Source organism: Microbulbifer magnicolonia (genome assembly GCF_035117725.1).
GTDB classification, from domain to species: Bacteria; Pseudomonadota; Gammaproteobacteria; order Pseudomonadales; family Cellvibrionaceae; genus Microbulbifer; species Microbulbifer magnicolonia.
Genome location: NZ_JAYEFD010000004.1, coordinates 137,713 through 164,463 on the forward strand (window position 1 = coordinate 137,713; position 26,751 = coordinate 164,463).

The window sequence follows — 26,751 nt, forward strand, 5'->3', positions numbered from 1 at the left end:
GCCCACGTGGGCGAACACAGGGTTCGCCCCTACACCCTACACGTCGCTCGCCGCCAGTTCCCGCACCTCTACCTTACCGGCCAGCAACTGACCCAGCGGCACAGGCTGGCCGACATGGTAACCCTGGATCAGGTCCACGCCGATGGTGCGCAGGCGCGCGGCGGTGGATGCATCCTCAACATATTCGGCGATGGTCTTGGCACCCAGTCGGTGCGCCACCTGGTGAATCGACTCGACAATGATCAGGTCGACGAAGTTGGACTCCACCTGGCGCACGAAACTGCCGTCTATCTTGATGAAGTCTATGGAGAAAGCCTTCAGGTAACTGAATGAACTGAGGCCGTTGCCGAAATCGTCCAGTGCAATCTTGCAGCCCATCCGGCGCAGGGTCGCGACGAAATGACTGGCGTTCTCCATCTGGTTGACCATCGCCGTCTCGGTGATTTCGAAACTGATACGCGACAGCGGAATCGGCGTCCGTTCCAGCAACTTGATCAAGTGCGTCTGGTACTCGGCATCGCCCAATGCATCGGCGGACAGGTTCAGGGAAAAGCTGAACTGCGCCGCGTTGATCTGCGCCCCGCGACGAACCAGGACCTCGTCCGCCACCCACCGATCTATCTGCAGCATCAGGCCGTAGCGCTCGGCAGCGGGAATAAACGCCGCGGGCAGTAGCGGCTTGCCACTTTCGTCGACCATGCGCACCAGCATCTCATAGTGACTGACCTGGCTGGTGTCGCCACTCGTGGCAATCGGCTGGGTGCAGAGTGTCAGCCGGCCCTCGTCGAGCGCTTCGCGGACTGTCGACGCCATGATGATTTCCCGATGCTGGTCGGCCGCCGCACTCTGCTCCATCTCGTAAATCATCACAGTGCCGCGGCTGGCGTGCTTGGCCGAATAACAGGCCACATCCGCCTGACTCAGCAGTTCGCCGAGGCGGTCGTTGCGCCGGTTTATCTCGGTAATACCGATACTCGCACCGATGTCGTAGACGCGCTCGTTCCAGGGAAAACGCAACGTCACTATCTGGCGGATCAGCTGCTCGCAGCGAAGCTTCGCCTGCTCCTTGTTGCAGTTGCGAAACAGCAGGCCGAACTCGTCGCCACCGAGACGCGCGACACTGTCGGAACTGCGCAGCAGCGCGCGCAGGTACTTGCTGATTTTCTTCAGCAGCGCATCGCCCGCCAGGTGTCCGGCGCTATCGTTGATCACCTTGAATCGGTCCAGGTCGATATAGGCCAGTGCGTGACACTCGTCGCCATCGCGTGCACTCTCGATAGCGTCCAACAGTTCGCGCTTGAAGGAATCGCGGTTGGGCAGGCCGGTCAGGTCGTCGTGGGAGGCCTTGTAGCTCAACTGCCGAATCAATTGCCGCGACTCGCTCACGTCCTGGAAGACCATCACCGCGCCGAGCAGATCGCCGCGTTCGGTCTTCAGCGGCGATGCGGAATTCTTGATATCGTAGGTGCGCCCATCCCGACTGTGCAGGACCGCACCTTCGACACCGCGCACCGCCTCTCCCAACTGCAGGCACTCCGCCACGGGGTTATCCAGCGGCTTCCCTTCGCGCCCGAGGGTGACGTGAAAGATCGAATCGATCGACTCGTTCAGCGCCTGCTGCAGGGTAATGCCAGTCATCTGCTCGGCGACCGGGTTCATGAAATTTACCCGCTGCTTCACATCGGTGGCGATCACGGCATCGGCGATCGAAGACAGAGTTACCTGCAGCCGCTCCTTGGCTTCCCGCAGGCTGTTCTCGCTGCGTTTACGCCAATCGATATCCTCTACCTGCGCCACCGAATAGAGCGGTTCGCCGTCGATGCCCCGGGCCAGACAGCAGGACAGGTATCCCCACACCACCTCGCCGTCCCTGCGCACGTAGCGCTTCTCCATATGCGGCGATTCCTGCTCCGCCCGAAACAGCATCTCAAAAATGTCTCGCGTTCCCGAGAGATCATCCTGGAAGGTAATATCAAACACACTGCGTCCGACCAGCTCGCGCTCCTCATACTGCAGGAAATCGCAAAAGCTGCGATTGGCCTGCAGGATAATCCCATCCAGTGAGACCAGCAGCATGCCGATACGCGACTGCTCCACCGCAGCGCGAAAACTGCTCTCCATTTCCACAATGCGCGCGTTGCGATTGCGTTCGATATTGGTGTAGACCGACATAACGTAAGCGGGAATCGCCGCGGCAAAAATTACCAGCACCAGCAGACTGTCCGTCTGACCACCGCCGGCCGGCACAATGCTCGGATTCGCATGCTCCTCTAAACCGACATACCTGAGTGCCATTAGCAGAATTACGCCGAAGATAACCGCCAGGGTCTGGAATAGTGGCAGTCGTGTGGCCACCCATATAAGCGGCAGTGCGACAAACACAAACGGCAGCAGTGCCACTTCGAGGATCAGAAGGATGGCCGCAACGGTGACGGCAGTCGCGAACAGCAGCCTGCCGAGAACTGCGCGATCGCGGAGCCCCCGCAGGGAATTCACGCTGCAATTGAGGGCGAGAGGCAGCAGCACCAGGATGCCCGCGGCATCCGCCAGGTACCAAGCCGGAAACATCGCCGAGTATTCGATGCCGGTGCGCAGAGCGGCGATCGCCGAGCCGATACCGGCACTGGCCAGCGGCGGTAATACCGCCGTGATCAGGATAAATTTGGCCCAGCGCTCGAGGCTGTCGAAATAACCACCCCCCGGGAAGTAACGTTTTAGCAGCAGGGCCGCTGGCAGCACCTGAGCCAGTCCGGCCAGGGTATAAATCGACGCCACACTGCCCTCGAAGCCCATGCCGAGCCCCGCCAGTACGTTGACGCCAAAGAAAGTGCCAACCAGCACAGGCCAGTGCCGCAGACGGTGCCGGTACAGAAAAGCGATGGCGACCGCATCGGCAAACCAGATCACCGCGCTACCGCTGTTAAAACTGAGCAGCTGTTTACAGATGACTACAAAGGTGACGCTGAGCACTGCCAGCAGCAGCGCAGAGACCCACAGGGGCATTCTGGTTTCCCGCTCTTCACAGCGGTAATCCGGTAGCATTACAGACATCCACTTCCTCGGTTTATTGGTATCGTTCCGTGAGATCTGCCTGATACTTTTTAGAGGCTGTTGAAAAACGCCGTCCAAAACCTTTCTCAACCCGGGTTTACGGCGCATGTCCGCAAACCTGCACCACAAATCGAGCCCTAATGCGCCCGATTTGCGGCCCGAACCTCCGTGTTCGGGTTAACAGGCCATTGAAAATTTCGTCTCAACGGCCTGCTAACCCGTCGGCGGCACCAAAAGCCGCAAGTGTAGACGAGCGCGCGGTCATTAAGGAACCTCGGAAACGCTCTCTTAGTCGCCGGCCGGTGTGACACTGGGAGCAAACCTATCCATCACCTGGGACAATTGTGCCAACTCAAACCCCTCAGGCAGAGTGGCATCGAATCCCCCTCCGCTGCACTCTCCGATCGCCACCACGCGAATTTCTGCTGTCAGGGGGTCCTCTTTCAGGATGCGCGCCAAATCGGTGGCCGACATACCGGGCGCCGCAGGGTCGAACAGGACAATATCCGGGCGCAGGGTCCGCGCCGTGAATATTGCCTCCACGGCATCCTCGGCGATCAGGTGTTGGACCTGAGCGGCACCATTCAACATGGATTTCAGGCGGTTGATGCCCGTGGGGCGATTGTCGATCTGCAGCAAGCGGCACGGGGGCAATCTCACCGGCGTGTTCGGTTGGGCGGACAGCTGCATCAATTCCGCCGGAGCATCGATCAGTGGGAACTCAATCCAGAAAATCGAGCCCTGGTCTTCGTGGCTGTCAAAATCGATACGCCCGCCCATCGCCTCGGTCAGCCGCTTGGCGATCGCCAGCCCCACGCCAGTACCCTCTATCTGCCCCTTCTCCGCGCCCAGGCGATTGAAAGGCTCAAACACCTCGGCGCGCTTTTCTTCGGCAATTCCCCGCCCGGTGTCGAGAATGCTGAGCCGCAACCAGCCCTCCGCCTGGGGGGCAAAGTTGATCACCACGCGGCCGTTCTCACGATTGTATTTCACCGCGTTACCGGCCAGGTTCAGCACCACCTGCTTGAAGCGCACCGGGTCGGCACAAATATAAGCGGACTCCCAACCAAGGGGCTCGAAAATAAGGCTGACGCGGCGGGTTTCCGCCAGCGGCTCCAGCAGGCGCTTGCAGTCTGCCACCAGGGCAGCGGGCTGAATCGGCTCCATGGAGGGAGCCAGACGGTGGCTGTCGATGCGGGCCAGTTCCAGAACGTCGCCCACCAGGTGCAACAGGTGCTGCCCGGCGCGGCGAATCTCGACCAGGCGCTGGCGCTGAACGGGATTAAGGCTCTGGTCCAGCTCCACCATCTGGCTGTATCCGAGTATCGCATTCAGCGGCGTGCGCAGTTCATGGCTGAGGCTGAACAGCAGGTCGGCGCGGTTGGCATTTTCCTGGCGCTGCTGTTTCAGCTCCCGCTCGGCGCGCAACAGCGCCTCGCGGCTGCCGGTGATGTCTTGCAGCAGCCCGAGCACTCGCACGGGTATGCCTCGACTGTTTCTCTGCGCCTGGCCGCGACAGCGCACCCAGACGATACCGCCGTCCCGGTGCCAGAGGCGGAACTCCACATCGAGAGGCAGTTGCTCGCGAACGTGATCCTTGAATGCCTGCTCGGCGCGAGAAAAATCCTCCGGCAGGATTCTCGATTTCCAGTGGGCGAGTGCAGCGCGCGCGATCGTGTCTACCGGACTCTGTTCGTAGCCGAGCATGGCCCAGCAGGCCCCGTCCAGCACCACCTCGTCCGCCCGCAGGTCCCACTCCCAGAGACCGTCGCTGACTCCCGCCAGCGTCTGCAGTGGGCGCTCGCCGGGAAGGCTGGACAGGTATCGCGCCGACATCGAATCCGTGTAATCAGCACAACTGCCGATCACGATATTCCCGCCGCTGCCGCCATCGACGGCGACAGATCTGCCCCACAACCTCAGCCAGCAGAGCTGGCCGTTGCTGTCATAGGCGCGGAAAGTGGTATCGAAGGCGCCGCCCCGAGAGCCGCAGCGGTGGCGCAGCGCGAGCAACTTGTCACGGTCATCAGAGTGCACAAAACACAGGTCGTCACCTGTCCACAGACCGGTCAGGGCGGCCTGGCTGTCCTCGGCAAACGCCGACCACAGGGCGCCCTGCGCCCGCTGCCGACCGCTGCCCGGATGCCATTCCCAGAGGCCACAGTCCAGATCCAGCAGCAGGCTCTGCAGACAGGTCACCTGTCTCGCCAGCTGCTCGGGCCCGAGCCCATCCAGCTCGTCAGGTGCGATCAGCTGCAGCGGCAAGTGGCGATGCTCAGTAAGGGATGGCTCAGACACACAGGTCTCTTATTCTTGGTAAAGCGTACGGCCAAGTGAATCATTTAAGTGCAGTCGTGAAAAGAGCGCCCGCCGCTATATGTAACGAAATGCTTAAATTCTGTTGGACCAAGGACAAGTGGTTATATATCGAGCAAGAAATTGGGAACAAAAAAAGGCCCCGCAAAGCGGGGCCTGAATCAGCGATGATGAGAGAAAACGGGAAGTCACGCAGTATATTTCACCGAGTCCGGCCGCTGGCCGGGCTGTTTGCCATAACCCGTGATGGATTCCCGGAGCGCGGGCCTTGCGGCCCACATACTGGTAAATGCAACCGCCATGCCAACTTTGAAACGCCCGCGCTGAAAGGCGTTGTGCCACGCCACTTGCCACTGCCAACGGGGCGCGTGAACCAACAAAGACCCGGCAAAAGCAGGTTCGCACCAAAAGCAGGCAGATGTGACCAGAATCGGATCACAGTTCTCAGTTCGGCCGTCCGGGGATGTCTTAGGCGGTCTGATCGGTTAGCATCTCCCGATGAATGGTTGGGCGGCAAAATATTGACTAATCAGTCTCTATATACAATGCACAGTCCCGCGAACCAACCAGCGCAACAGCGTATTTTTAAGGTTGTAAATATGAACGCAGTCCCCGGGGCCTCAGGGCCCGCCACCCCGCCCCGCCTGTGGGTGACCACGATTCTTTTCACCAGCACGGCATTGGCCGCGCTGATCCTGGTGCCGCTCTACGGCGTGCTCTACGGCTACCACTGGTACCAGTGGCTGGCCTTTGCCGTCTACGGTGCGCTGTGCGGATTTTCCATTACCGCCGGCTATCATCGCCTGTGGTCGCACCGCACCTATGAAGCGCACTGGTTCCTGCGACTGGTGTTCGCTCTGTTCGGCGCCGCAGCGCTGCAGAACAGCATTCTGGTCTGGTGCTCCGGCCACCGCCGCCATCACCGTCACGTCGACGACAATGAACAGGACCCCTATTCCGCCAACCGCGGCTTCTGGTTCTCACATATCGGCTGGATGCTGCGGGATTACCCCAGTGGCAAAGTCGACTTCGACAACGCCAAGGACCTGCAGCGTGACAAGATCGTGATGTGGCAGCACAACCACTACATCGCCATTACCGCGGCGATGAACCTCGGCCTGCCATTGCTGCTCGGCTGGCTCACCGGGGACATCATCGGCATGCTGCTGCTCGCCGGCGTGCTGCGCATAGTGGTCAACCACCACACGACTTTCTTTATCAATTCGCTGGCCCACATCTGGGGCCGCCGCCCCTACACTGACGAGAACAGCGCGCGGGATAACGATCTGCTCGCCTTTTTCACTTTCGGTGAGGGCTACCACAATTACCATCACATTTTTCAGACTGACTACCGCAACGGCATCCGCTGGTATCAGTGGGACCCGACCAAGTGGTTGATCAGAACCGCCAGCTGGTTCGGCCTCGCGCGCAACCTGAAGACGGTACCCGCAATGCGCATCCAGCGGGCCATGCTCACCATGCAGTTCAAGCGGGCGGAGCAGAAGCTGCAGCAGTCCAGCCACAAGGAGCGCTGGCACCAGCTGCTGGAGAAGGAAGCGCAGGAGTTTTCCGCGGCCCTGAACGAGTGGAAAGAACTGCAGTCCCGCCGTTACGAAAACGCGCGTGAACGCCTGATGGCCAAGTGGGAGACCGCGGCCATTCGCACGCGGGTAAAGGAGCTGGAATACAGCCTGAAAATGCAGCGCAAGCGCCTGCAGATCATGATGGAGCAGTTCCATCTCTGCCCGGTGACTGCCACCTGATCTGGGCCATGACGCAAATATAAAAGGCGAACATTACGTTCGCCTTTTTTTATTTCCGGCCGCGCCGGGTTTGGGCGCTGGAACTGACCGCGCGACGGATCAGCTGGGAGTCACGGCGGCAAACTCCTGCATGGAGTAGGTCACCCGCTCGTCGACATTCTTTTCCAGCTGTTCCAGATCCAGCTTCTCGATATGTTTCAGTCGGGTGCACAGGCCCACGCCATTGGCCACCTGGATCGCCAGGCCGGGCCGCGCATTGGCCTCCAACAGCAGCGGGCCGCGTTTGCGGTCGAGTACGATATCGCAGCCGAGATAACCCAGCCCCGTCATTTCGTAGCAACTGGCCCCCAGCCGCAAGAGATCGCGCCACCCCGGCACTTTCAGCTTGTCGAACGGCATTTCTGTGTCCGGGTGCCTGCTGATGCGCAGGCCGCGCTGCACTGCGTGACAGCTCTTGCCGGTAGCCAGATCCAGACCGACACCGACCGCGCCCTGGTGGAGATTGGCCTTGCCGTCGGAATCGTGCGTGGAACAGCGCAACATGGCCATCACCGGAAAACCGCGAAACACGATCACGCGGATATCCGGCACGCCCTCGAAAGAGTAGTTGTCGAAGATCGGATCGAAATCCACCAGGGCCTCTACCATCACCCGGTCCGGCTTGCCCCCCAGGCTGTAGAGTCCGCTGGTGATGTTGCTGACATGGCGCAGTATGTCTTCCGCCGTCACCTCGGCACCGGAGGGCTTCTTGTACTTATCGCCATTGCGGCCGACGATCACCAGGATACCCTTGCCGCCGGAACCGCGCGCCGGCTTGATCACGAACTGCCACAGCGGCTCGATCAGCTTTAGCACGCGTGAGCGCGTCGGCTGTGTTTCAAAAGCGGCGATCAGTTCCGGCGTCGGTATGCCGTAGCGCCTGGCGGCGCGCTTGGTATTGAGCTTGTCATCGACGACCGGGAATTTGTCCCGGTCGTTATAGCGCGCTATGTAATTGATATTGCGCGCGTTCATGCCCAGGATTCCCATGCGGTGCAGCGCCAACGGCGACACCAGGCCGCCGCGCAGCTTGGTGATCACATGCTTCATGGAAAAGCCGAGCATTTATCGTACCAACTGCCGGAAGCGCATCAATTCACCGAGGCGGTAGCCGGTGTAGTTGCCGATCACCAGGATAATGGCCAACAGTACCAGCAGCAGCTCCGGGAAATTGAAAGTCCAGTGTTCGATGTAGCGGTTGGTCATCACCCACCACGCGAGCACCGCCACCAGCAGGCTGCCACCGGCCTGCACCACCACTTCATAGGGGCCATCCTCCTCCCAGACGATGGACATACGCTCGATGGTCCAGGCGAGAATGATCATCGGGAAGAAGGTCACCGTGAGCGCCTGCTCGATGCCCAGCTTGTAGCTGATCACGCTGATGGCCCCCATCAATATCACCACCGTGACCACCACCGCGGCGATCCGCGCCACCAATAACAAATTGAGGCGACTGAGATAGAAACGCACCCACAAACCCAGTATCAGGATCAGCGTGAAGATCGACAGTCCGGTAAAGAGCTGGGTTTCGATAAAGGCGACCGCCAGCAGCACAGGCATAAAGGTGCCGGACGTGCGCAGGCCGACAAACACGCGCAGCAGCACCACCACCAGCGCACCCACCGGCACCAGCAGAATCAGCTTGAAGATACTCTGCTGCTCGATCGGCAGGCTGTAAATAGAGAAGTCCACCAGCGCTTCTTTCTCTTTGCTGGTGCTGAGCATCGACACATCACGCGCCGGGACATCATTGGCGATCACAGAGAAGGTCACCTGGGAATTGCGCCCGCCCTCGACATCCAGCAGGCTCTTGCCGCCGCGCTGCCAGATGAAAAAGTTCTTCGGTACGCCCGGCGAGCCGGTAGTAGGCTCAAAGACGACCCAGCGCCTGCCGTCGTAAACCTCGAGCAGGTCTTCGGGATCCAGACGGCGCCGGTCGTCTTCCAGGTAGAGTCCGCGAATGCGGTGGGCGGGGATGTCCGCCGCCGCCAGCACCACCAGCGCCACATCCACCAGGGTGAGATCCTTGTAGTAACCGAAAATCAGGTTGCGGTCCTGGTTGCCGGTATCGCCCAGGGCCGTGAGCAGCTGCGTGGTAAAGGTCCTGGTATCGGAGGAGCGCTGGTGGGCGTAATCAACCAGCGAGTAGATCGCCAGGCGCACCGCCTCCTGTTCCCGCGCCTCCAGCAGGGGCCTTTGCACTTCTGTGCTGAGATCGAGTGGCTGTTCCAGCGGCGCGCCCGGCGTCTGGTGCACGTCCAGCTGGTAGAACAGCGATTGGGCACCGCTGGCGGCGCGCCGCGACCACACGGCGCGGTACTCGTCATTTTCGCGGATGATGTTGAAGCCGTAGCCTGAAGAACTGAAGGTCTCCCCCAATATCTCCATATTGCGCTGTTCGCGCGGCAGTGTCAGCGCCGCCTTGACCGGCCCGCCATCGGCATTGAAGCGCACCTTGGCCTCTATGGTCCAGACAGTGCGGTACTCGCCGGGCAACAGCGGAAAACCGAGTACGCGATTCTTGTAGATCGTAAGGCCCGCCCCCATCAGTGCGAGCAACGCAGCGAGAATATAAACCTGTGCGCGCGGCGACATTCGCCATTCCCTATAGTTCTAATGGCGCCGGGCTGACCGGAACCAGATATCTTTTACGTTTATTTGCTGTCTGCCACTTTGGGCTCGCCCTGGACGTTGCGCCGGCTCACATCGACCACCGCCGCGTCCTTGAGGAAGTTGCGCCCGATCAGCATCAGGAAATCGGAGCTGCTGCGGTCCGTCAGGTTGACCTCAACCATATGGGTGACATCGCCCACGGTCAGGTTCATCTCTACCACCGGCCGCCGCTGACTTTCAAAGCCGGGGCGCGCTACCCGCATATGGCGCTTGATCGGCAGTTCTATGGTGATCGGGTCTGCATCTTCCGCGCTGCCGGGCGGCACCAGTTTGAACTTCACCCAATCCTTGCCGTCGCGCTCGAACGGCGTCAGCTCCCGGGCACTCAGCGAAGAGGTGGACGATCCGGTGTCGATGACCGACTCCAGGAACAGGCCACCGGGCTCGATCGATACCGTCTCAACGGCACCCAACACCAGCTTGTCCTTGGCGACGGGCACTTCGACCACCTTTTCAAACCTTCGTTCGATCACCCGCTCAACAACTTTGACCTCCGGCTCGGCGCAAACCACCTCCACAGGCGCCGGGCACTGCTCGCCCGCCGCCGCGGTCGCCGGAGCTGCGCCGGTGTCAGCAGCGGGCACCGCTGCCGCCGGGGTTTTATCCCAGGGGAAATGCAGCGACTCGCAGCCCGCCAGTAACTGAGCAACCAGCAACAACCATAAAAGGGGAAAAGTCCGCATTTATATTTACTACCTTAGGGCCTTCCGGCCATCCCTTATCGCTTCTGGCTGTCCGTGCATTATTGCCGGAGGATCCCGTCTCCGATGCGCGCAAAAGGCGGATATTAGCGCATCCTCCCGGTCACTGAACAGCGATGGCCCCGGAACGGCACCCGCCAGCATCGGCCACCACCAACGCCGAACTGCGCAGAAGTATAGTCGCACTGCCTGGAATTCAATGCGGGCACGAACAGTGAATCCTCACTCACACACGGCCCGGCGGATGCCGAAAATTGCTGTGCAATTGCCTCGCCGCCACCTCGCAAACACCTCGCAAACACCGCCGAACATCTCCCGCTTTGTATCCCCGGTCGCAGAGGGGTATAGTCGAGAGACATTGCTTTGTCGCCACTATATATAAGAATAAGACAATGACCGAGACAGCAACTCTGGCTGCCGCCAGTGGTGGTCAGATTCTCGTACAGTGCCTGCAGTTCCAGGGTGTGGAGCGGGTCTTCTGCGTACCCGGTGAAAGCTACCTGGCGGTACTCGACGCCCTGGTGGATACCCCGGAAATTCAGGTCGTCACCTGTCGCCAGGAGGGGGGCGCCGCCATGATGGCGGAGGCCGACGGCAAGCTTACCGGCAATCCGGGGGTCTGTTTCGTCACCCGCGGCCCCGGCGCCACCAATGCCAGCGCCGGTGTGCACCTGGCCCGCCAGGCATCGACACCGATGGTGCTCTTTATCGGCCAGGTCGGCCGTGATGCCCGCGACCGGGAGGCATTTCAGGAGATCGACTACCGGCAGATGTACGGCGGTATCGCCAAATGGGTGGCCGAGATCGACAGCGCCGGGCGCATGGCAGAGTATGTGCAGCGCGCTTTCGCGGTGGCCCGCGCCGGCAGGCCCGGCCCGGTGGTATTGGCCCTGCCCGAGGACATGCTGCGCGAAACCGCGCCCCCGCCCCGACTCAGCACGCCCCCCCGCCCCGCCCACCCGGCACCCGATAAGACCGACATTGAGTTGCTAACTCGCCTGCTGGCGGAAAGCCGCCGGCCCCTGGTGATATGCGGCGAGGCGCGCTGGTCCGAGGCCCGCAAGCGGCTGCACGCCTGGTGCGAGAGCCGGCAGCTGCCGGTCGCGGCCGCCTTCCGCTGCCAGGACAGTTTCGATAACGACAGCCCCCTGTACATCGGCGATATCGGCCTGGGCATCAATCCGGCACTGCGCCGCCGCGTCGAATCCGCGGATCTGGTGATCTCTTTGGGCGGCCGCTTCAGTGAAATCGTCACCCAGAACTACAGCATTCTGCAGCCGGGCCGCGGGCAAAGGATCGTCTATGTACACCCCGACGCGGACGAGCTGGCCAGTGCGCCAACCGTTGCCCTGGCGATCAATGCCAGCGTGGACAAGCTGCTCGGTTCACTGGTCGATGACGGCGCAGCGGCAGTGACCGCCGAGCGACGCGAATGGCTGCAAGGCGCCCGCGCGGACTACGAGCAGTGGAGCAGGCCGAATCAGATTCCCGGCCCGCTGCAGTACGGCGAGATAGTGACCTGGCTGCGCGACCGGCTCGATGACGATGCCATCATCTGCAACGGCGCCGGCAACTATACCGTCTGGGTACACCGTTTTTTCCGCTACCGCCGCGCCGACACCCAACTGGCGCCGATCAGCGGTTCCATGGGCTATGGTCTGCCAGCGGCCATTGCGGCCAAACTGCGTTTCCCCGCGCGGCAAGTGGTGTGCTTCGCCGGTGACGGCTGCCTGCAGATGACACTGCAGGAGCTGGCCACGGCGTACCAGTACGGCGCCAATATCCTGCTCATCGTGGTAAATAACGGCAGCCTCGGCACCATCCGCATGCATCAGGAGCGCAACTATCCGGGTCGCACCAGCGCCACCGACCTGCAGAATCCGGATTTTGTCGCGCTCGCGCGGGCCTACGGCTTTCACGCGGAAGCAGTTGCAGAAACACAGCAATTCGCCCCGGCCTATGCCGCCGCGGTGAACGCGGGCAAGCCGGCACTGCTGGAACTGCGGCTGCCGCTGGAAGCACTGACACCCAACCTGAAACTGTCAGATCTATAGGAAGTGAAGATGGACTTGAATTTACACGGCAAGCGCGCGCTGGTGTGCGGTTCCAGCCAGGGTATTGGCAGGGCCTGCGCCGAACAGCTGGCCGCCCTGGGGGCATCGGTGGTGCTGTTTGCCCGCGACCGGGACAAGCTCGAAGCAGTTAAACCATCGCTGGATATGTCCGCCGGACAAAAACACGGCGAGCTGGTCGCGGATTTCGCCTACCCGGCGCAGGTCAAGGCAGCGGTGGAAAACGAGCTGGCGAAAGGCGGGCCCTTCGAGATCCTGATCAACAATACCGGCGGCCCGCCCCCCGGCCCTGCGCACAGCGCAGCCCCCCAGGAGTTTATCGACGCCTTCAACCTGCACCTGATTTCCAACCAGACACTGGTACAGGCCCTGCTGCCGGGCATGAAGGCAGCCGGTTACGGCCGCGTCATCAATATTATTTCCACCTCGGTCAAACAGCCGCTCAACGGCCTCGGCGTGTCCAATACCGTGCGCGGCGCCGTCGCCAGCTGGGCCAAGACCCTGGCCAACGAGCTGGGCCAGTTCAATATCACCGTCAACAATGTACTGCCCGGCGCGACGGCCACGGTGCGGCTGGAAGCCATCATCGAAGGCAAGATGCAAAAGCTGGGCAAGACCCGCGAGGAAGTGGAACAGGCGGAAAAGGCCAGCATCCCCCTCGGCCGCTTCGGCGAGGCGGCCGAAATTGCCAACGCGGTGGCCTTCCTCGCCTCGCCGGCCGCCTCCTATATCAGCGGCATCAACCTGCCGGTGGACGGCGGCCGGACCGGGTGCCTGTGATGGCCACGCCCGATCGCCATTCCGACCACTGTATCGGCAACTTTATCGGCGGCGAAATTGTACAACCGCCGGCGGATGCGCAGCTGCTGGACAACATCGAGCCCGCCACCGGCCAGGTCTACGGCAAGCTGGTCGACTCCAGCGACGGCGATCTGCAGGCGGCGGTCGCCGCCGCCGAGGCCGCCCTGCCCCACTGGCGCGGCCTCGATCCCGAGGAGCGGGCCCGCTATCTCGAGCGCATCGCCGCCCTGATCGAGGACAACCTAGACGCCCTCGCCGAAGCCGAGTCCCGCGACAACGGCAAACCGCTGGCGCTGGCGCGCAGCGTCGACATCCCCCGCGCCGCGGCCAACTTCCGCTTTTTCGCCCGCGCCATCACCCAGTTCGCCTCTGAATCACACGCCATGGGCGAACGCGCCATCAACTACACCCTGCGCGCGCCGCTCGGCATTGTCGGCTGTATCTCGCCGTGGAACCTGCCGCTCTACCTGTTCACCTGGAAGATTGCCCCGGCACTGGCGGCGGGCAACTGCGTGATTGCCAAACCCTCGGAAGTCACCCCCAAGACCGCCAGTATGTTGGCGGAAATCTGCCAAAAGGCGGGACTGCCCGCCGGCGTGCTCAATATCCTGCACGGACGCGGCAGCGGCATCGGCAGCGCCCTGGTCGCACACCCCAAGATTGCGGCCATCTCCTTTACCGGCGGCACCGCGACCGGTGCGCGCATCGCCGCCGAGGCCGCACCGCGCTTCAAGAAACTGTCACTGGAACTGGGCGGCAAGAATCCCACCCTGGTATTCGCCGACTGCGACTGGGAAAAGACCCTCGACGGCGTGCTGCGCGCCGCCTTTGCCAACCAGGGACAGATCTGCCTGTGCGGCTCGCGCATCTATGTCGAATCGTCCATCTACAAGGATTTCAAGGCGGCACTGCTGCAGCGGGTGGCAAAGTTACGGGTTGGCGATCCGCTGACCCAGGTCGATCAGGGCGCACTCATCTCCGCCGCGCATATGGAAAAAGTGCTGAACGCGATCACACAGGCCAAAGAGGAAGGCGGGCAGATCCTGTGCGGCGGCGAACGTCTGCAGGTCGAGGGCCGCTGCCGCAACGGATACTTTGTCGCACCGACGCTGATCGAAGGGCTGCCGATCGACTGCCGTACCAACCAGCAGGAAATATTCGGCCCGGTTGCCACCATCCAGCCGTTTGCTGACGAGGAAGAGGCGCTGCAGCTCGCCAACGGCACCGGTTACGGCCTGGCCACCTCGGTCTGGTCACAGAACCTGAGCCGCTGCCACCGACTCGCCGGGCAACTGGACTTCGGCATCGTGTGGATCAATTGCTGGATGCAGCGGGATCTGCGCACCCCCTTCGGCGGCATGAAGAACTCCGGCGTCGGCCGCGAGGGCGGCTGGGAAGCGCTGCGCTTTTTTACCGAGGCGAAGAATGTCTGTATCGATTACGCCTGACGCAGTCAATCGAAGAGAAGCGCGCACCAATTTTGACTTGGCACGATGCGAGGCCCTGCTGCCGGTGGCCGTTTGGGAAATATTTACCGATCAGGTTTTTTCCCAGGCGGCCACCGGCAGCAGGGCCGATCGGCGTCACCGACTTGGGATCCACATCTGACCGTGCACTGAAGCAACAGGAAGACCAATGAACAAGGCCATTCACTCCACTAAGGCACCAGAACCCGTAGGCCTCTACCCGCATGCGCGGCGGGTCGGCAATCTGCTGTTCCTGTCCGGTGTCGGCCCGCGCGTGCGCGGCAGCAAAGAGATTCCCGGCGTCACGCTGGATCCACACGGGGAAATCATCGGCTACGACATCGCCGCCCAGTGCCATTCGGTATTCGACAATGTCAGAAATATTCTCGAGGAATGCGGCTCCGGCTGGGAGCACCTGGTAGACGTCACCGTTTTCCTGACCAATATGAAAGCGGACTTCGCCACCTACAACAGCATCTATGCCGACTATTTCCGCGATAACCAGCCGGCGCGGACCACCGTCGAGGTGCTGTCGCTGCCGACACCGATCGCCATCGAACTCAAGTGCATAGCCACCATCGACTGAGAGGGCCACCCCATGACGAACATCATGCCCCCGATTAACTTCCACAAGTGGATAGAGGAACATCGCGAATTTCTGCAACCGCCGGTGTGCAACAAACTGGTGTTCGAGGAGCAGGGATTCTTCGTCATGGTGGTGGGCGGACCCAATAAGCGCAAGGACTATCATGTAGACGAGGGACCCGAACTCTTCTACCAGATCGAAGGCGACATGCTGCTGAAGACCATTCAGGGCGGAAAAGTGGTGGACATTCCCATTCGCGAGGGCGAGATGTTCCTGCTGCCGCCGCGGGTGCCGCACTCACCGCAGCGCTTCGCCAATACAGTAGGCCTGGTGGTGGAGCGCCGCCGCACCGATGCGGAACTGGACGGGCTGCAGTGGTACTGCGACAACTGCAATCACCTGCTGTACGAGGAATTCTTCAAGCTGCGCAATATCGAGAAAGACTTTCCGCCGGTATTCGACCGCTTTTTCGGTTCCGAGGAAAACCGCCGCTGTGACGCCTGCGGCCATGTCATGCCCCTGCCGGAGGGCGCATCGCACAGCAAGAGCGAAACATGCTGACCATCGATATCCACACACACATACTGCCCGAAACCTGGCCCGACCTGAAAGCGCGCTACGGCTACGGGGGTTTTATTCACCTGGATCACCACAAGTGCGGCTGCGCGCGCATGATGCAGGGGGAAAAATTCTTCCGCGAAATAGAGAGCAACTGCTGGGATCCGCAGGTGCGCCTGCAGGAGTGCGACGGCTACGGCGTCCACGTGCAGGTACTGTCCACCGTGCCGGTCATGTTCAGCTACTGGGCCAAGCCCGAACACACCCTGGATCTGTCGCGGCTGCTGAACGATCACATCGCCGGCGTGGTGGCCGAGCAGCCGCGGCGCTTCGTCGGCCTCGGCACACTGCCCATGCAGGCGCCCGAGCTGGCGGTGCGGGAGCTGGAGCGCTGTGTCAGGGAGCTCGGTCTCGCCGGCGTGCAGATAGGCTCACACGTCAACGGCTGGAACCTGTGCGATGAAAACCTGCAGCCGGTGTGGGCCGCGGCGGAGGCCCTCGGCGCGGCCATCTTTGTCCACCCCTGGGGGATGATCGGCAGCGAGCAGATGCCCAAGTACTGGCTGCCCTGGCTTGTCGGCATGCCCGCGGAAACCTCGCGCGCCATCTGCTCGATGATCTTCGGCGGTGTGCTGCAGAAATTCCCGAAACTGCGCGTCGCCTTCGCCCACGGCGGCGGTTCCTTTCCGGGCACTATCGGCCGTATAGAACACGGCTTCGAGGTGCGCCCCGATCTCTGCGCGGTGGACAACGGCCACAGCCCGAGAAGCTACCTCGACAAGATCTATTTCGACTCACTGGTGCACGACCCGCTGATGCTGAAATACCTGATCGAACTCTCGGGGGCGAATCGCATCGCCCTGGGCAGCGACTACCCTTTCCCGCTCGGCGAGCTGGAACCGGGCAAGCTGATCAAATCCATGGCGGTGGGTGAAGAGGTCAAGGCCCGCCTGCTGCACGGTACCGCGCTGGAGTGGTTGGGGCTGGAGCGGAGCCAATTCCTGCACACACAATGACCCCTGGAGGTCGCCAGATGAAACTGACACTGACGTTGAATGGCTGTACCTATCGAACAGATACCGAAAAGGCGCTGAACCTGGCCATCCCGCTCAATTTCGACGGCGCGCAACCCAATCACTTCGGCGCGCCCGTGGCCCGCGCGGAACCCCTGGAAGCCGACGGTTTCGTCGGCGACACCCGCCGCGGCGGCAGCTGCAATGTCTCCCAGCTGACTCTGGTCCCGCACTGCAACGGCACCCACACCGAGTCCGTCAGCCATATCGTCGACGAACTGGTGCCGGTGGGAGAACTGCTCACGCCGCTGCTGCTCCCCTGCATCGTCGTCAGCGTCACCGCGGAAACCCTCGGCAGCTGCAATGAAAACTATACGCCCAACCCCGAGGCCGGCGACCTGGTGGTGAGCGGCAGAAGGCTGGCCGAGGCACTCAGCCAGCAGCCGGCCGCAAACCACTGTGCGGCCATAGTGATCCGCACACTGCCAAACGACGAGGAAAAATGTCGCCGCGCCTACGCCGAGGGGCAACCGCCGGTGTTTTTCTCCAGCGAGGCGATGCAGCTGCTGCTGACCTTCGACCACCTGCTGGTGGACTTCCCCAGCATCGACAAGATGTACGACGAGGGCGCGCTGGATAATCACCACCGCTTCTGGCAGATCGCGGCGGGCAGCCACAGTGTCGGCGCCGGAACGAGGAACCGCTGCACGGTGACCGAAATGGTCTATGTCCCAGACGACGTGGCGGACGGACTCTATCTGCTCAACCTGCAGATTCCAGCCTTCCGCACCGACGCCGCGCCCAGCCGCCCGGTGCTGATGCCGCTGGAAGAAATCGAGTAATAGCCGGACTCGAGACTCGGAAAGAAATGATACCGCTTGATACGAAGGCCCTGATGCCGGTGGCCATTTGAGAAATGATTGCCGATGAGGCTTTTTCGCAAATGGCCACCGGCAGCAGGGCCGCCCGGCCCCCTCTTACTGGCAACCGGGGGCAAGTAGTAACGAATAACCAACAAAATGGGTACCGCAGTATGCAATTCGAAGCAGGCCAGGAGTTCGCCCGCAAAATGGACCGTGAAGACCCGCTGGCGCGCTTTCGCGACGAGTTCAGTATTCCCACGCGCGCCGACGGCAGCCCGGAAATCTACCTGTGCGGCAACTCGCTGGGTCTGCAGCCCCGGCGCGCACGCGACTATGTCAACCAGGAGCTGGACAAGTGGGCGGCACTCGGGGTCAAGGGCCACTTCGACTGCGATTTTCCCTGGATGCCCTATCACGAGTTTCTCGCCGAGGCGTCGGCGAATCTGGTCGGCGCCCGGACCGACGAAGTTGTGGTGATGAATTCACTGACCGTCAATCTGCACCTGATGATGGTGACCTTCTACCGCCCGACCAAACAGCGCTTCAAGATCGTGATCGAGGACCACGCCTTCCCGTCGGATCACTATGCAGTGGAGAGCCAGCTGCGCCACCACGGCATAGATCCCGCAGACGGCCTGCTGCTGCTAAAGCCCCGCGCGGGCGAAGACCTGTTGCGCATCGAAGATATCGAGTCGTTAATCGAGGAGCAGGGAGATTCCATCGCGCTGCTGCTGTTACCCGGTGTGCAGTACTACACAGGCCAGGTATTGCCGATGGCGAAGCTGACCGAGTTGGCCCACCGCAACGGAATCTGTATCGGCTTCGATCTGGCCCACGCAGTGGGCAATGTGCCGCTGCGACTGCACGACTGGAACGTGGATTTCGCCTGCTGGTGCAGTTACAAATACCTGAACTCCGGCCCTGGCTCCGTGGCCGGCTGCTTCGTGCACCGCCGCCACGCACAGAACACCCAACTGCCGCGCTTTGCCGGCTGGTGGGGGCACGACAAGCAGACCCGCTTTCGCATGGAGAACCGCTTCCAGGCCATACCAACCGCCGAGGGCTGGCAGCTGTCCAACCCGCCGATACTGTCGCTGGCCGCCATTCGCGCCTCGCTGGATATTTTCACCGAGGCCGGCGGCATGGGCCCACTGCGGCGCAAATCGGAAAAGCTCACGGCCTATCTGCAGTTCCTGTTGAAGCGCGAAGTGGGCCAGTTCATTTCCATCATCACGCCGGAGGATCCGGAGCAGCGCGGCTGCCAGCTATCGCTGTGCTGTGATGCCAGACATTTAACCGGTCGCGAGCTTTTTCAGAGACTGGAGGAAAACGGTGTGACCTGCGACTGGCGCGAACCCAACGTGATCCGGGTGGCGCCGGTGCCGCTGTACAACCGCTTCGAGGATGTGTATCGCTTCGTGGAAACTCTACAAGCGGCCTGCAACGAGTAGCCGCTCTATAAGTTTGGCAACATTTGGAAAGCTCATTACTAAATGTGATCAACGCTTATTGGCCAGATATGAAGCCCAAGTGCCGGGATAAACATTTCGGAACCGTCGGCGCCAGGGAAGGCGCCGACGGAGCTACAGGGACGTATTTATGCGTTTCCGAAATGTTTATCCCGGTGCTTGGGCGCCCCAGTCCCGTAAGCGGAGTGCCTCGGAGCTTTTCGAAGGCGCCCTAGAAAAGGCTTTATCTGATGCAGGAAAAAATCGTTATCGCCGGCGGCGGCCTGGTTGGCGCCATGGCCGCCGCTTTTCTCGCCCGCCGCGGTTGCCGGGTGGAGGTTTACGAACGCCGCCAGGATCTGCGGGAACACGATATTTCCGCCGGGCGCTCCATCAACCTGGCGCTCGCCAATCGCGGCATCTACGCACTGGAGAAGCTCGGCCTGATGGACCGGGTATCGCAGCTGCTGATCCCGATGCGCGGGCGCATGGTGCACGACGTCGATGGCAGCTGTAGTTTACAGCCCTACGGACAGAAGCCGGAGGAAGTGATCTACTCCGTTTCCCGCGGTGCGCTGAACAGCCTGCTGCTGGACGCTGCCGAAGCGTCTGGCAACGTCGATATTCTGTTCGAGCGGGAGCTGCTGGACATCGATTTCGAAGAAAGGCGTGCGCGCTTTCTCGACCACTCGACGGACTCGGAGGAATGGATTCCCTTCGACCGCATGATCGGCGCGGATGGCGCCGGCTCCCGCGCGCGCAGCCTGCTGTTGAAGGCGGTGCGCCTTCACGAGCCAGACAGCCAGTGTAGCGAGCAGACTGAGCCGCTGGATCACCAGTACAAGGAATTGGAGATACCCGCGGATGCGAACGGCGGCTTTCAGCTGGAGAAGGAGGCGCTGCATATCTGGCCGCGCGGCGGCTTTATGCTGATTGCCCTGCCCAATCTCGACGGCAGCTTTACCGTGACCCTGTTCCTGCCGGAGAAATCCAACGGAAATCAGCCCGGCTTCGACGCACTGCAGAGCGATGCCCAGGTGGAAGACTTCTTCCGGCAGTATTTCCCCGATGCCGCCGCACTGATGCCGTCATTGCTGCAGGACTTCTTCCGCAACCCCTGCGGGCACCTGGGCACGGTGCGCTGCGTCCCCTGGTTCTTTCAGGACATGGCGATGCTGATCGGCGACGCGGCCCACGCGATAGTGCCCTTCCACGGCCAGGGCATGAACTGCGGCTTTGAAGACTGTGTCGCGCTGGACGACTGTATCGGGCAGAGCCCCGGCGACTGGCGGGAAATCTTTGCGCGCTACAGCGCCGCGCGCATACCCAACGCCAACGCCATCGCCGACATGGCGCTGGAAAACTATGTCGAGATGCGCGATTCGGTGCGGGATCCCAAGTTCCTGCTGAAAAAGGCCATCGGCTTCGAGCTGGAGACGCGCTTCCCCGGCCGTTTCACGCCGCGCTACGGCATGGTGATGTTTCACCGGCTGCCCTATGCGGAGGCGCAGCGCAAGGGGGAGATCAACCGCCGGATTCTCTCGGAACTGGCGGATGGTATCGAATCGGTGGAGCAGGTGGACTGGGACAGGGCGCAGCAGCTGGTCGATGATCTACTGCCGCAATAGTTGATCTCGGCGCTCGGGGGTCTCTGAATAAGTCCAGCGCGTCACTCAGGCGCAAGCCGGTATCCGCTGGTTTTCGCAGTCTTCTGAATTCCGGCTTGCGCCGGAATGACGATATTCAGGAGTTCCCTCCAGGAGTTCCCTTTTAGCCGCGCTGCAAACGCTCGTCGATGGCGGCCAGCAGATGGATCAGCGCGCCGGCGGTATAGTCGCCGCCGCGAAAATACTCTTCGGCGATGGGCGCGATACCGCACTTATCCGGCAGCGGACGCGATCCTTCGACCAGCTCGGCCATGCGCGGCAGAAAGACGAACTGCAGCCACTGCGGCAGGCTCAGCGTATCCACGCAGAAGGGTTCGGTGCTCGCCAGCGCCTCCGCCGGCGGCGCCTCGTCTTCCCACAGGCGCAGGCGGCGCAGCTCAAGCTCCAGCTGCAGCAACAGGGTGGCGACATCGTCGTAGATCGGATCCATAACTTTTACTTTAATCGATTCGACGGACAAATGGTGGCAGCGAATCGAGAATCGCACGACCGTAGCGCCGCGTGACAATGCGCCGGTCCAGCAGCGTGATGGTGCCGATGTCATCCTCGGTGCGCAGCAGGCGGCCGCAGGCCTGCACCAGTTTCAGCGCCGCGTCCGGCACCGTGATCTGCATAAACGGGTTGCCGCCCTTGGCCTCGATCCACTCCGCCAGCGCCGCCTCGATCGGATCGTCCGGCACCGAGAACGGCAGCTTGGCAATCACCACGTGGCGGCAGTAGCTGCCCGGCAGGTCCAGCCCCTCGGCGAAGCTGGCGAGGCCGAACAGGACGCTGCTGCCACCGCCGTCGACGGTCTCCCGGTGGATCTCCAGCAGCTGCTGGCGGGATTTCTGCCCCTGCATCAGGATGCGGTTGCGCCAGGTACCCGGCAGCGCCTCGTACACGGTTTCCATCTGCCGGCGCGAGGAAAACAGCACCAGAGATCCCCCGGCTTCCCTGAGCAATTCCGGCAGCGCATCGATGACCGCCTTGGTGTGTTCGTCGGCGTTGCCGGCATCCACCGCGCCGGCGGGCACCTGCAGCGTGGCGCGGGAGAAATCGAACGGGCTCGGCACCACCTGATAGCTGGCATTGTCCGGCGTGCCGGCGCGCATTTTCAGGCGGTCGAACTTGCCCAGCGCGGTCAGGGTCGCGGACGTCAGCACGGCCCCGAAGCAGCGGCGCCAGAGGCTGTACTCCAGGGTCTTGCCGGCCAGAATCGGCGAGCTGCAGACTTCGAAATCCGTAGCGCCTGCGGCTCCCGATCGAGTAGAGCCCCAGTCCACCAGGGTCACCCAGCGCGCCTGGGGCAGCGCCCCCTCGGCATCCGCTCTTGAATAATTGGCCCACAACTGCAGGTTGGCCTCGGCGCGGCCGTACCAGCTGCCGAGCTGCGGATACCAGCGTTCCAGATCCACCGCCGGCACCGGCGAGTGCGGGTCTTCCAATAGCCGCTGGGCGGCCTGCAGCATCTTGTTCAGCAGGCCTTCCAGCTCGTCGAAGTCATCGCGCAGCTTGTCCGCCAGCTGCATGATGGGCTCCGGCACCACACCGCCCTCGAAGCGGTGGCGGGCGCTGCGGCCTGGAGAAGAGCTGCCGGAACGACTGGCCTGCTGATAGCCCCGCTCATCCTCGAACTCGCAATATTCCTCGATCAGCGGCCACATCTGCTCCAGGCCCTGTTTGGCCGCAGTCAGCACCGCGGGCAACTGCTCGCCGCAGCGGTCCAGCTCCCCGCCGTCGCCTATCTCGCCCAGCATCTGGCCGAGGTTCTTGTTGGCCTGGTCCAGCCAGCCGGTGGAGGCGCCGACGCGGCTGTGGTGGGAGAAGTGATTCAGGGCCTTGTCCGGCAGGTGATGCGCCTCGTCGAGCACATAGATGGTCTCCTCCGGGGGCGGCAGAATGGCCCCACCGCCGAGGGCCAGGTCGGCGAGCAACAGGTCGTGGTTGGCGACAATCACCTGGGTCTTGCCGAGGCTCTCGCGGGCGCGGAAGAAACTGCAGCCGGAGACATGGGGGCAGCGGCGACCGCTGCACTGGCGGTGGTCGGTGGTGACGCGGCTCCAGTCCTCGACCTCGATAGCCTCCGGCCAGTTGTCGCGATCGCCATCCCAGTTACCGGTGGCGAGCTTGTCGGCCATGCCCCGGTACAAATTGACACTGTCCTCGCCCACCTGCGGCAGCTCGTCCTCGTAGAGACCGAGGGAGATGCCGGTACCCGTGGTCGAAAAGCTGGACAACAACTGGTCGAGTTTGGACAGGCACAGGTAGCGGCCGCGCCCCTTGGCGAGACTGAAGTCAAATTTCAGGCCGCTGTGGCGCGCCACTTCGGGCAGGTCCTTGTGGATGATCTGCTCCTGCAACGCCACCGTCGCGGTGGAAATCACCAGTTTCTTGTCCTGGGCCTGGGCCAGCGGGATGGCGGCGAGCAGATAGGCCACGGTCTTGCCGGTACCGGTGCCCGCCTCGACCACACAGATATGTTCGCCGTTGCACTTGGCGCTGTCGCGCTCGCCACTGCCATCCTGGACTATGGCCCCCAGTGTGCGCGCGATCGCCGCCACCATCAGCTTCTGCCCGTAACGGGCCCTGAGGCCGCGCCCGGCGAGGAACTGGCTGTAAGCGGTCTGGATAGCTTTTTTGTGTTGGTCTTGTAGCACGGAGAGGCCGGTGATTGGTGGTGAGTGGTCAGAGGGCGCATTATCCACTAACCACCGACCTCTCACCACTTACTCGTAGGCGAGCCGGGAGACCACCGGGTTGGCATAGCCCTGAATCGCCTTGTCGCGCCAGCGCTCGTCGATGCGCGCCATGCGCTCCTCGAACTTCTGCCGCGTCGCTGCATATTCAGCCGGATCCCAGCGCTTGGGCGGGTAGCTCACCGGCAGTGCCGGTACATCGCCGTAGATCATCTCGTAGGCAATCAGGTTGGTCGGATGCAGCACATAGTTGCCGATGATCTGGCGGTCTATCTCGTCGGCCAGGGAAGCCACATCGTGGAAATCACCCTCGATAGGTGTACCGAAGGCGGCGTGCACACTACCCTTCTGGCCGATCACGCCCTTGGCGATGGAACCCAGGTCCTCGTGTTCTCCCTTGCGGTACTCCTCTTCCTTATGCTCGGTGAAGTACAGTTGCCTGGCCTTCTGCTCGTCACAGGGATCCCACTCGTAGGAGATGGACAGAGGGACTATGTGGAGCTTGCGCCAGAAGTCCGCAAACGGCGTTTCCTTGTCCTTGGACATCGCGAACATGGCCGCCAGTGCCGGATTGGTGCGGTCCAGGCCGTCTTTGGCGCGCCCGGAGCGCTGCGCGATCCACACATGCTCGTTGTCGTTGACGATTGAGTAATAGATGTAATTGGACAGCTGGATGGCAGATGCCAGCTTCTCGCGGCGGCTGCCGGCCTTGCGTTTGACGGTGAAGCACTTGTTCAGCTTCATGATATCGGTGGCGAACTGCTTGGTGAGCAGATTGTCGCCAATGGCGATGCGCGCCGTCTCGTGCCCCTCTTTGAACATGGCGACGATGGAGAGCGCCGGGTCCATGGCGATATCCCGGTGATTGCTCACGAACAGGCAGGCGCGATCCCGCGGCAGGGTGTCGAGGCCGGAAATGGTAAATTCGGTGGTAGTGCGAGCCACCACCTTGTCCATGTATTTCTCCACCACTTCCTGTACGCCGCGCACATCGCGCGCGTTGCGGAATTCGAAGCGCAGGAACATCCGCACCAGCCAGGCCAGCGGGCCTTCCAGACGGGCGAGTTTCGGCACCAGGAAGTGCGCGACCGCGTGCGACATCTCCGGATCGGCGATCAGCCGGTCCAGTACTTCACGCACCTCGTCGTCGCGATACGGGCGAATTTCCTCGAATTGAGCGGGATCCAACTCACTTGCTCTCATGCACTCACTACCTGCCATGCCGCCGAAAAGCGGTCGCGGCCCATTCTTATTGTGGACAACCGGCCCGGATCGCGGGCCGGCGCAGAACATACCGGAACATCCGCTGAACTGCCAGCACCGCGCCCGACCGGGCGGTTGAAATGTGCGGCCGGGTACAAATCTTTGACTGCGTTCAAAGTGGACTTCGCTGCCCACAGTCGGGAGAATAGGCCGCCTGACTCCGTCGCCGACGGCCACAACAACGATAATGAATTCCGGTCCAGTGAAGGGCCGCGCAGTAAACCGGGAGTTGACCTTGACTCAGACCAGTTCCTCTCACACCGGCTCAAAAAGCGAGCCCCGCGCCCCCAGTCTACTGGACGCCCTAATCCCTCTGGCGATACTGATCGCCCTGCTTTCCCTGTCGGTGTACTTCTACGGCGCCGACTCCTCCTATGGCCCGAACCAGATCGCGCTGCTGCTCTGCGCCGGCGTGGTGGCCCTGATGGGCATGAAGAACGGCCACAGCTGGAACGATATGGAAGGCGGCATGCTGCACGGCATAGGCCTGGTATTCGGCGCCATCCTGATCCTGCTGGCAGTGGGTGCACTGATCGGCAGCTGGATCCTGGCCGGTACCGTGCCCTCGATGATCTATTACGGTGTGCAGATACTATCGCCGCAGTGGTTCTACGCCGCCAGCTGCATCATCTGTGCGATCGTCGGCCTCAGCATCGGCTCCAGCTGGACCACCGCCGGCACCCTCGGCGTGGCGCTGATAGGGATCGCCGGCGCCCTGGGGCTGGATCCGGCAATTACCGCCGGCGCAGTCATCTCCGGCGCCTATTTCGGCGACAAGATGTCGCCCCTGTCCGATACCACCAATGTCGCCGCAGCGGTGACCTCCAACGACCTGTTCCTGCACATTCGCCATATGCTGTGGACCACCATGCCGGCGTTTTTTGCCGCGCTGGCAATCTTCTCCGTCATCGGGCTCACCGCCGATACCGGCACCGCCTCCGCGACCGATATCGAGCAGCTGCTGACCGCGCTCAAGGGCGAATTCAATATCTCGATCGTCAGCCTGCTGCCGCTGGCACTGCTGCTGTTCATGGCCTGGCGCAAGGTGCCCGCATACCCGACTTTGATCATCGGCGCCCTGGTAGGCTGCGCCATTGCGCTCATTTTCGAACCGGAGACCGCGCGCCGCCTGGGCGGCGGCGAGGGTGCCATGGCAGGGCTCAAGGGCGCCTGGTACGCCCTGTTCGACGGTTACAAGTCCACCTCCAGCAATGAAAGTGTGGCCGAACTGCTGTCCAAGGGCGGTATGAGCAGCATGCTCAACACCGTGTGGCTGATCATATCGGCCATGGCCTTCGGTGGCGCCATGGAGCGCGCCGGCTTCCTGCAGGTTATCGTCGATTGGACCCTGTCCCGGGTGAAGACTGTCGGCGGCCTGGTGACCTCCACGGTGCTGACCTGCTTCGGCATGAATGCCGCCGCCGGCGACCAGTACATGGCGATCATCATCCCCGGGCGCATGTTCCGGGAAGCCTTTGCCGACAAGGGCCTGCACGGCCTTAACCTGTCGCGCACGCTGGAGGACTCCGGCACCATCACCTCGGTGCTGATCCCCTGGAATACCTGTGGGGCCTTTATGAGCGGTACTCTGGGTATCGCGACCTTCACCTATGCTCCATACGCGCTGTTCAATCTGATCTGCCCGCTGCTGGCCATCGCCTACGGCTGGTTCCACTTCAAGCAGATGCCGCTGTCGGCGGCGGCTTCGGCGCGCTGACAGTCGCAGGGCTCCGAATCGGCCCGCCAGCGGTCACCGCCCGAGGGAAAACCTCATCGGTAAATATCCCCCG

General features: G+C 62.1%; 19 protein-coding genes. 11 read left to right on the forward strand and 8 right to left on the reverse strand.

From position 1 onward, the window contains the following. Window positions 1–36: 36 nt before the first annotated feature. Together RRF64_RS16910 and RRF64_RS16915 are read right to left on the reverse strand one after the other, a co-directional pair. Window positions 37–3,051: an EAL domain-containing protein gene (locus RRF64_RS16910; protein WP_323847099.1), complete on the reverse strand. Its 3,015-nt coding sequence runs from the start codon at window positions 3,049–3,051 to the stop codon at window positions 37–39. Between the two features lie 288 nt (window positions 3,052–3,339). Then, entirely contained in the window at window positions 3,340–5,349 is a 2,010-nt protein-coding gene (locus tag RRF64_RS16915) for an ATP-binding protein (RefSeq protein WP_323847100.1), read from the reverse strand. 617 nt (window positions 5,350–5,966) lie between these two features. Here RRF64_RS16915 and RRF64_RS16920 point away from each other — a divergent pair. Then, window positions 5,967–7,130, forward strand: a complete 1,164-nt coding sequence (locus RRF64_RS16920; RefSeq protein WP_323847101.1) for an acyl-CoA desaturase — start codon at window positions 5,967–5,969, stop codon at window positions 7,128–7,130. A gap of 99 nt (window positions 7,131–7,229) precedes the next feature. Here RRF64_RS16920 and RRF64_RS16925 read toward each other — a convergent pair whose 3' ends face one another. From RRF64_RS16925 to RRF64_RS16935, 3 genes are read right to left on the reverse strand one after another with little or no spacing between them, the layout of a single operon-like run. Beyond that, entirely contained in the window at window positions 7,230–8,234 is a 1,005-nt protein-coding gene (locus RRF64_RS16925) for an alpha-L-glutamate ligase-like protein (protein ID WP_323847102.1), read from the reverse strand. Then, the gene (locus tag RRF64_RS16930) at window positions 8,235–9,767 is read right to left on the reverse strand and encodes an inactive transglutaminase family protein (protein WP_323847103.1); all 1,533 of its coding nucleotides are present in this window, start codon (window positions 9,765–9,767) and stop codon (window positions 8,235–8,237) included. 59 nt (window positions 9,768–9,826) lie between these two features. Then, on the reverse strand, window positions 9,827–10,528 hold the full coding sequence (locus RRF64_RS16935) for an ATP-dependent zinc protease family protein (protein ID WP_323847104.1): 702 nt from the start codon (window positions 10,526–10,528) through the stop codon (window positions 9,827–9,829). Between the two features lie 410 nt (window positions 10,529–10,938). Here RRF64_RS16935 and RRF64_RS16940 point away from each other — a divergent pair, with 410 nt between their 5' ends. From RRF64_RS16940 to RRF64_RS16980, 9 genes are all read left to right on the forward strand, one after another. Next, window positions 10,939–12,600: a thiamine pyrophosphate-binding protein gene (locus RRF64_RS16940; RefSeq protein WP_323847105.1), complete on the forward strand. Its 1,662-nt coding sequence runs from the start codon at window positions 10,939–10,941 to the stop codon at window positions 12,598–12,600. A 9-nt stretch (window positions 12,601–12,609) separates the two neighbouring features. Beyond that, window positions 12,610–13,398 (forward strand): SDR family oxidoreductase, encoded by a 789-nt coding sequence (locus tag RRF64_RS16945; RefSeq protein WP_323847106.1) that lies wholly within the window; start codon window positions 12,610–12,612, stop codon window positions 13,396–13,398. Next, window positions 13,398–14,867, forward strand: coding sequence for an aldehyde dehydrogenase (locus RRF64_RS16950; protein ID WP_323847107.1), 1,470 nt, complete (start codon window positions 13,398–13,400; stop codon window positions 14,865–14,867). Before RRF64_RS16945 ends, RRF64_RS16950 begins: the two co-directional genes overlap by 1 nt. A gap of 187 nt (window positions 14,868–15,054) precedes the next feature. Continuing rightward, the gene (locus RRF64_RS16955; RefSeq protein ID WP_323847108.1) at window positions 15,055–15,471 is read left to right on the forward strand and encodes a RidA family protein; all 417 of its coding nucleotides are present in this window, start codon (window positions 15,055–15,057) and stop codon (window positions 15,469–15,471) included. A gap of 12 nt (window positions 15,472–15,483) precedes the next feature. Then, on the forward strand, window positions 15,484–16,032 hold the full coding sequence (locus tag RRF64_RS16960; RefSeq protein WP_323847109.1) for a 3-hydroxyanthranilate 3,4-dioxygenase: 549 nt from the start codon (window positions 15,484–15,486) through the stop codon (window positions 16,030–16,032). Beyond that, window positions 16,026–17,045, forward strand: a complete 1,020-nt coding sequence (locus tag RRF64_RS16965) for an amidohydrolase family protein (RefSeq protein WP_323847110.1) — start codon at window positions 16,026–16,028, stop codon at window positions 17,043–17,045. Before RRF64_RS16960 ends, RRF64_RS16965 begins: the two co-directional genes overlap by 7 nt. Before the next feature lie 17 nt (window positions 17,046–17,062). Continuing rightward, the gene (locus tag RRF64_RS16970; protein WP_323847111.1) at window positions 17,063–17,884 is read left to right on the forward strand and encodes a cyclase family protein; all 822 of its coding nucleotides are present in this window, start codon (window positions 17,063–17,065) and stop codon (window positions 17,882–17,884) included. A gap of 191 nt (window positions 17,885–18,075) precedes the next feature. After that, complete coding sequence (gene kynU, locus RRF64_RS16975; RefSeq protein ID WP_323847112.1) at window positions 18,076–19,356, forward strand: kynureninase; 1,281 nt, start codon at window positions 18,076–18,078, stop codon at window positions 19,354–19,356. Window positions 19,357–19,604: 248 nt separating this feature from the next. Continuing rightward, window positions 19,605–20,981 carry an FAD-dependent oxidoreductase gene (locus RRF64_RS16980; RefSeq protein WP_323847113.1) on the forward strand — a complete coding sequence of 459 codons (1,377 nt, stop codon included), beginning with the start codon at window positions 19,605–19,607 and terminating at the stop codon, window positions 20,979–20,981. A gap of 142 nt (window positions 20,982–21,123) precedes the next feature. Here the strand turns inward: RRF64_RS16980 and RRF64_RS16985 are convergent, their stop codons facing one another. The 3 genes from RRF64_RS16985 to RRF64_RS16995 form a co-directional block, all read right to left on the reverse strand. Further along, window positions 21,124–21,450 carry a YqcC family protein gene (locus RRF64_RS16985; protein WP_323847114.1) on the reverse strand — a complete coding sequence of 109 codons (327 nt, stop codon included), beginning with the start codon at window positions 21,448–21,450 and terminating at the stop codon, window positions 21,124–21,126. A gap of 10 nt (window positions 21,451–21,460) precedes the next feature. Continuing rightward, window positions 21,461–23,659, reverse strand: a complete 2,199-nt coding sequence (gene dinG / locus RRF64_RS16990; protein WP_323847115.1) for an ATP-dependent DNA helicase DinG — start codon at window positions 23,657–23,659, stop codon at window positions 21,461–21,463. 69 nt (window positions 23,660–23,728) lie between these two features. Continuing rightward, window positions 23,729–24,886, reverse strand: coding sequence for a 1-acyl-sn-glycerol-3-phosphate acyltransferase (locus RRF64_RS16995; RefSeq protein WP_323847116.1), 1,158 nt, complete (start codon window positions 24,884–24,886; stop codon window positions 23,729–23,731). Between the two features lie 310 nt (window positions 24,887–25,196). Here RRF64_RS16995 and nhaC point away from each other — a divergent pair, with 310 nt between their 5' ends. Further along, the gene (nhaC, locus tag RRF64_RS17000) at window positions 25,197–26,678 is read left to right on the forward strand and encodes a Na+/H+ antiporter NhaC (RefSeq protein WP_323847117.1); all 1,482 of its coding nucleotides are present in this window, start codon (window positions 25,197–25,199) and stop codon (window positions 26,676–26,678) included. Window positions 26,679–26,751 lie beyond the last annotated feature (73 nt).

Bases quoted from the DNA above. Each gene is read 5' to 3' on its own strand.
- RRF64_RS16950 (WP_323847107.1), top strand. From the start codon at position 13,398: ATGGCCACGCCCGATCGCCATTCCGACCACTGTATCGGCAACTTTATC.
- RRF64_RS16920 (WP_323847101.1), top strand. From the start codon at position 5,967: ATGAACGCAGTCCCCGGGGCCTCAGGGCCCGCCACCCCGCCCCGCCTG.
- RRF64_RS16940 (WP_323847105.1), top strand. From the start codon at position 10,939: ATGACCGAGACAGCAACTCTGGCTGCCGCCAGTGGTGGTCAGATTCTC.
- RRF64_RS16945 (WP_323847106.1), top strand. From the start codon at position 12,610: ATGGACTTGAATTTACACGGCAAGCGCGCGCTGGTGTGCGGTTCCAGC.
- RRF64_RS16980 (WP_323847113.1), top strand. From the start codon at position 19,605: ATGCAGGAAAAAATCGTTATCGCCGGCGGCGGCCTGGTTGGCGCCATG.
- kynU (WP_323847112.1), top strand. From the start codon at position 18,076: ATGCAATTCGAAGCAGGCCAGGAGTTCGCCCGCAAAATGGACCGTGAA.
- RRF64_RS16955 (WP_323847108.1), top strand. From the start codon at position 15,055: ATGAACAAGGCCATTCACTCCACTAAGGCACCAGAACCCGTAGGCCTC.
- RRF64_RS16965 (WP_323847110.1), top strand. From the start codon at position 16,026: ATGCTGACCATCGATATCCACACACACATACTGCCCGAAACCTGGCCC.
- RRF64_RS16985 (WP_323847114.1), bottom strand. From the start codon at position 21,450: ATGGATCCGATCTACGACGATGTCGCCACCCTGTTGCTGCAGCTGGAG.
- RRF64_RS16935 (WP_323847104.1), bottom strand. From the start codon at position 10,528: ATGCGGACTTTTCCCCTTTTATGGTTGTTGCTGGTTGCTCAGTTACTG.
- RRF64_RS16910 (WP_323847099.1), bottom strand. From the start codon at position 3,051: ATGTCTGTAATGCTACCGGATTACCGCTGTGAAGAGCGGGAAACCAGA.
- RRF64_RS16970 (WP_323847111.1), top strand. From the start codon at position 17,063: ATGAAACTGACACTGACGTTGAATGGCTGTACCTATCGAACAGATACC.
- RRF64_RS16960 (WP_323847109.1), top strand. From the start codon at position 15,484: ATGACGAACATCATGCCCCCGATTAACTTCCACAAGTGGATAGAGGAA.
- RRF64_RS16925 (WP_323847102.1), bottom strand. From the start codon at position 8,234: ATGCTCGGCTTTTCCATGAAGCATGTGATCACCAAGCTGCGCGGCGGC.
- RRF64_RS16930 (WP_323847103.1), bottom strand. From the start codon at position 9,767: ATGTCGCCGCGCGCACAGGTTTATATTCTCGCTGCGTTGCTCGCACTG.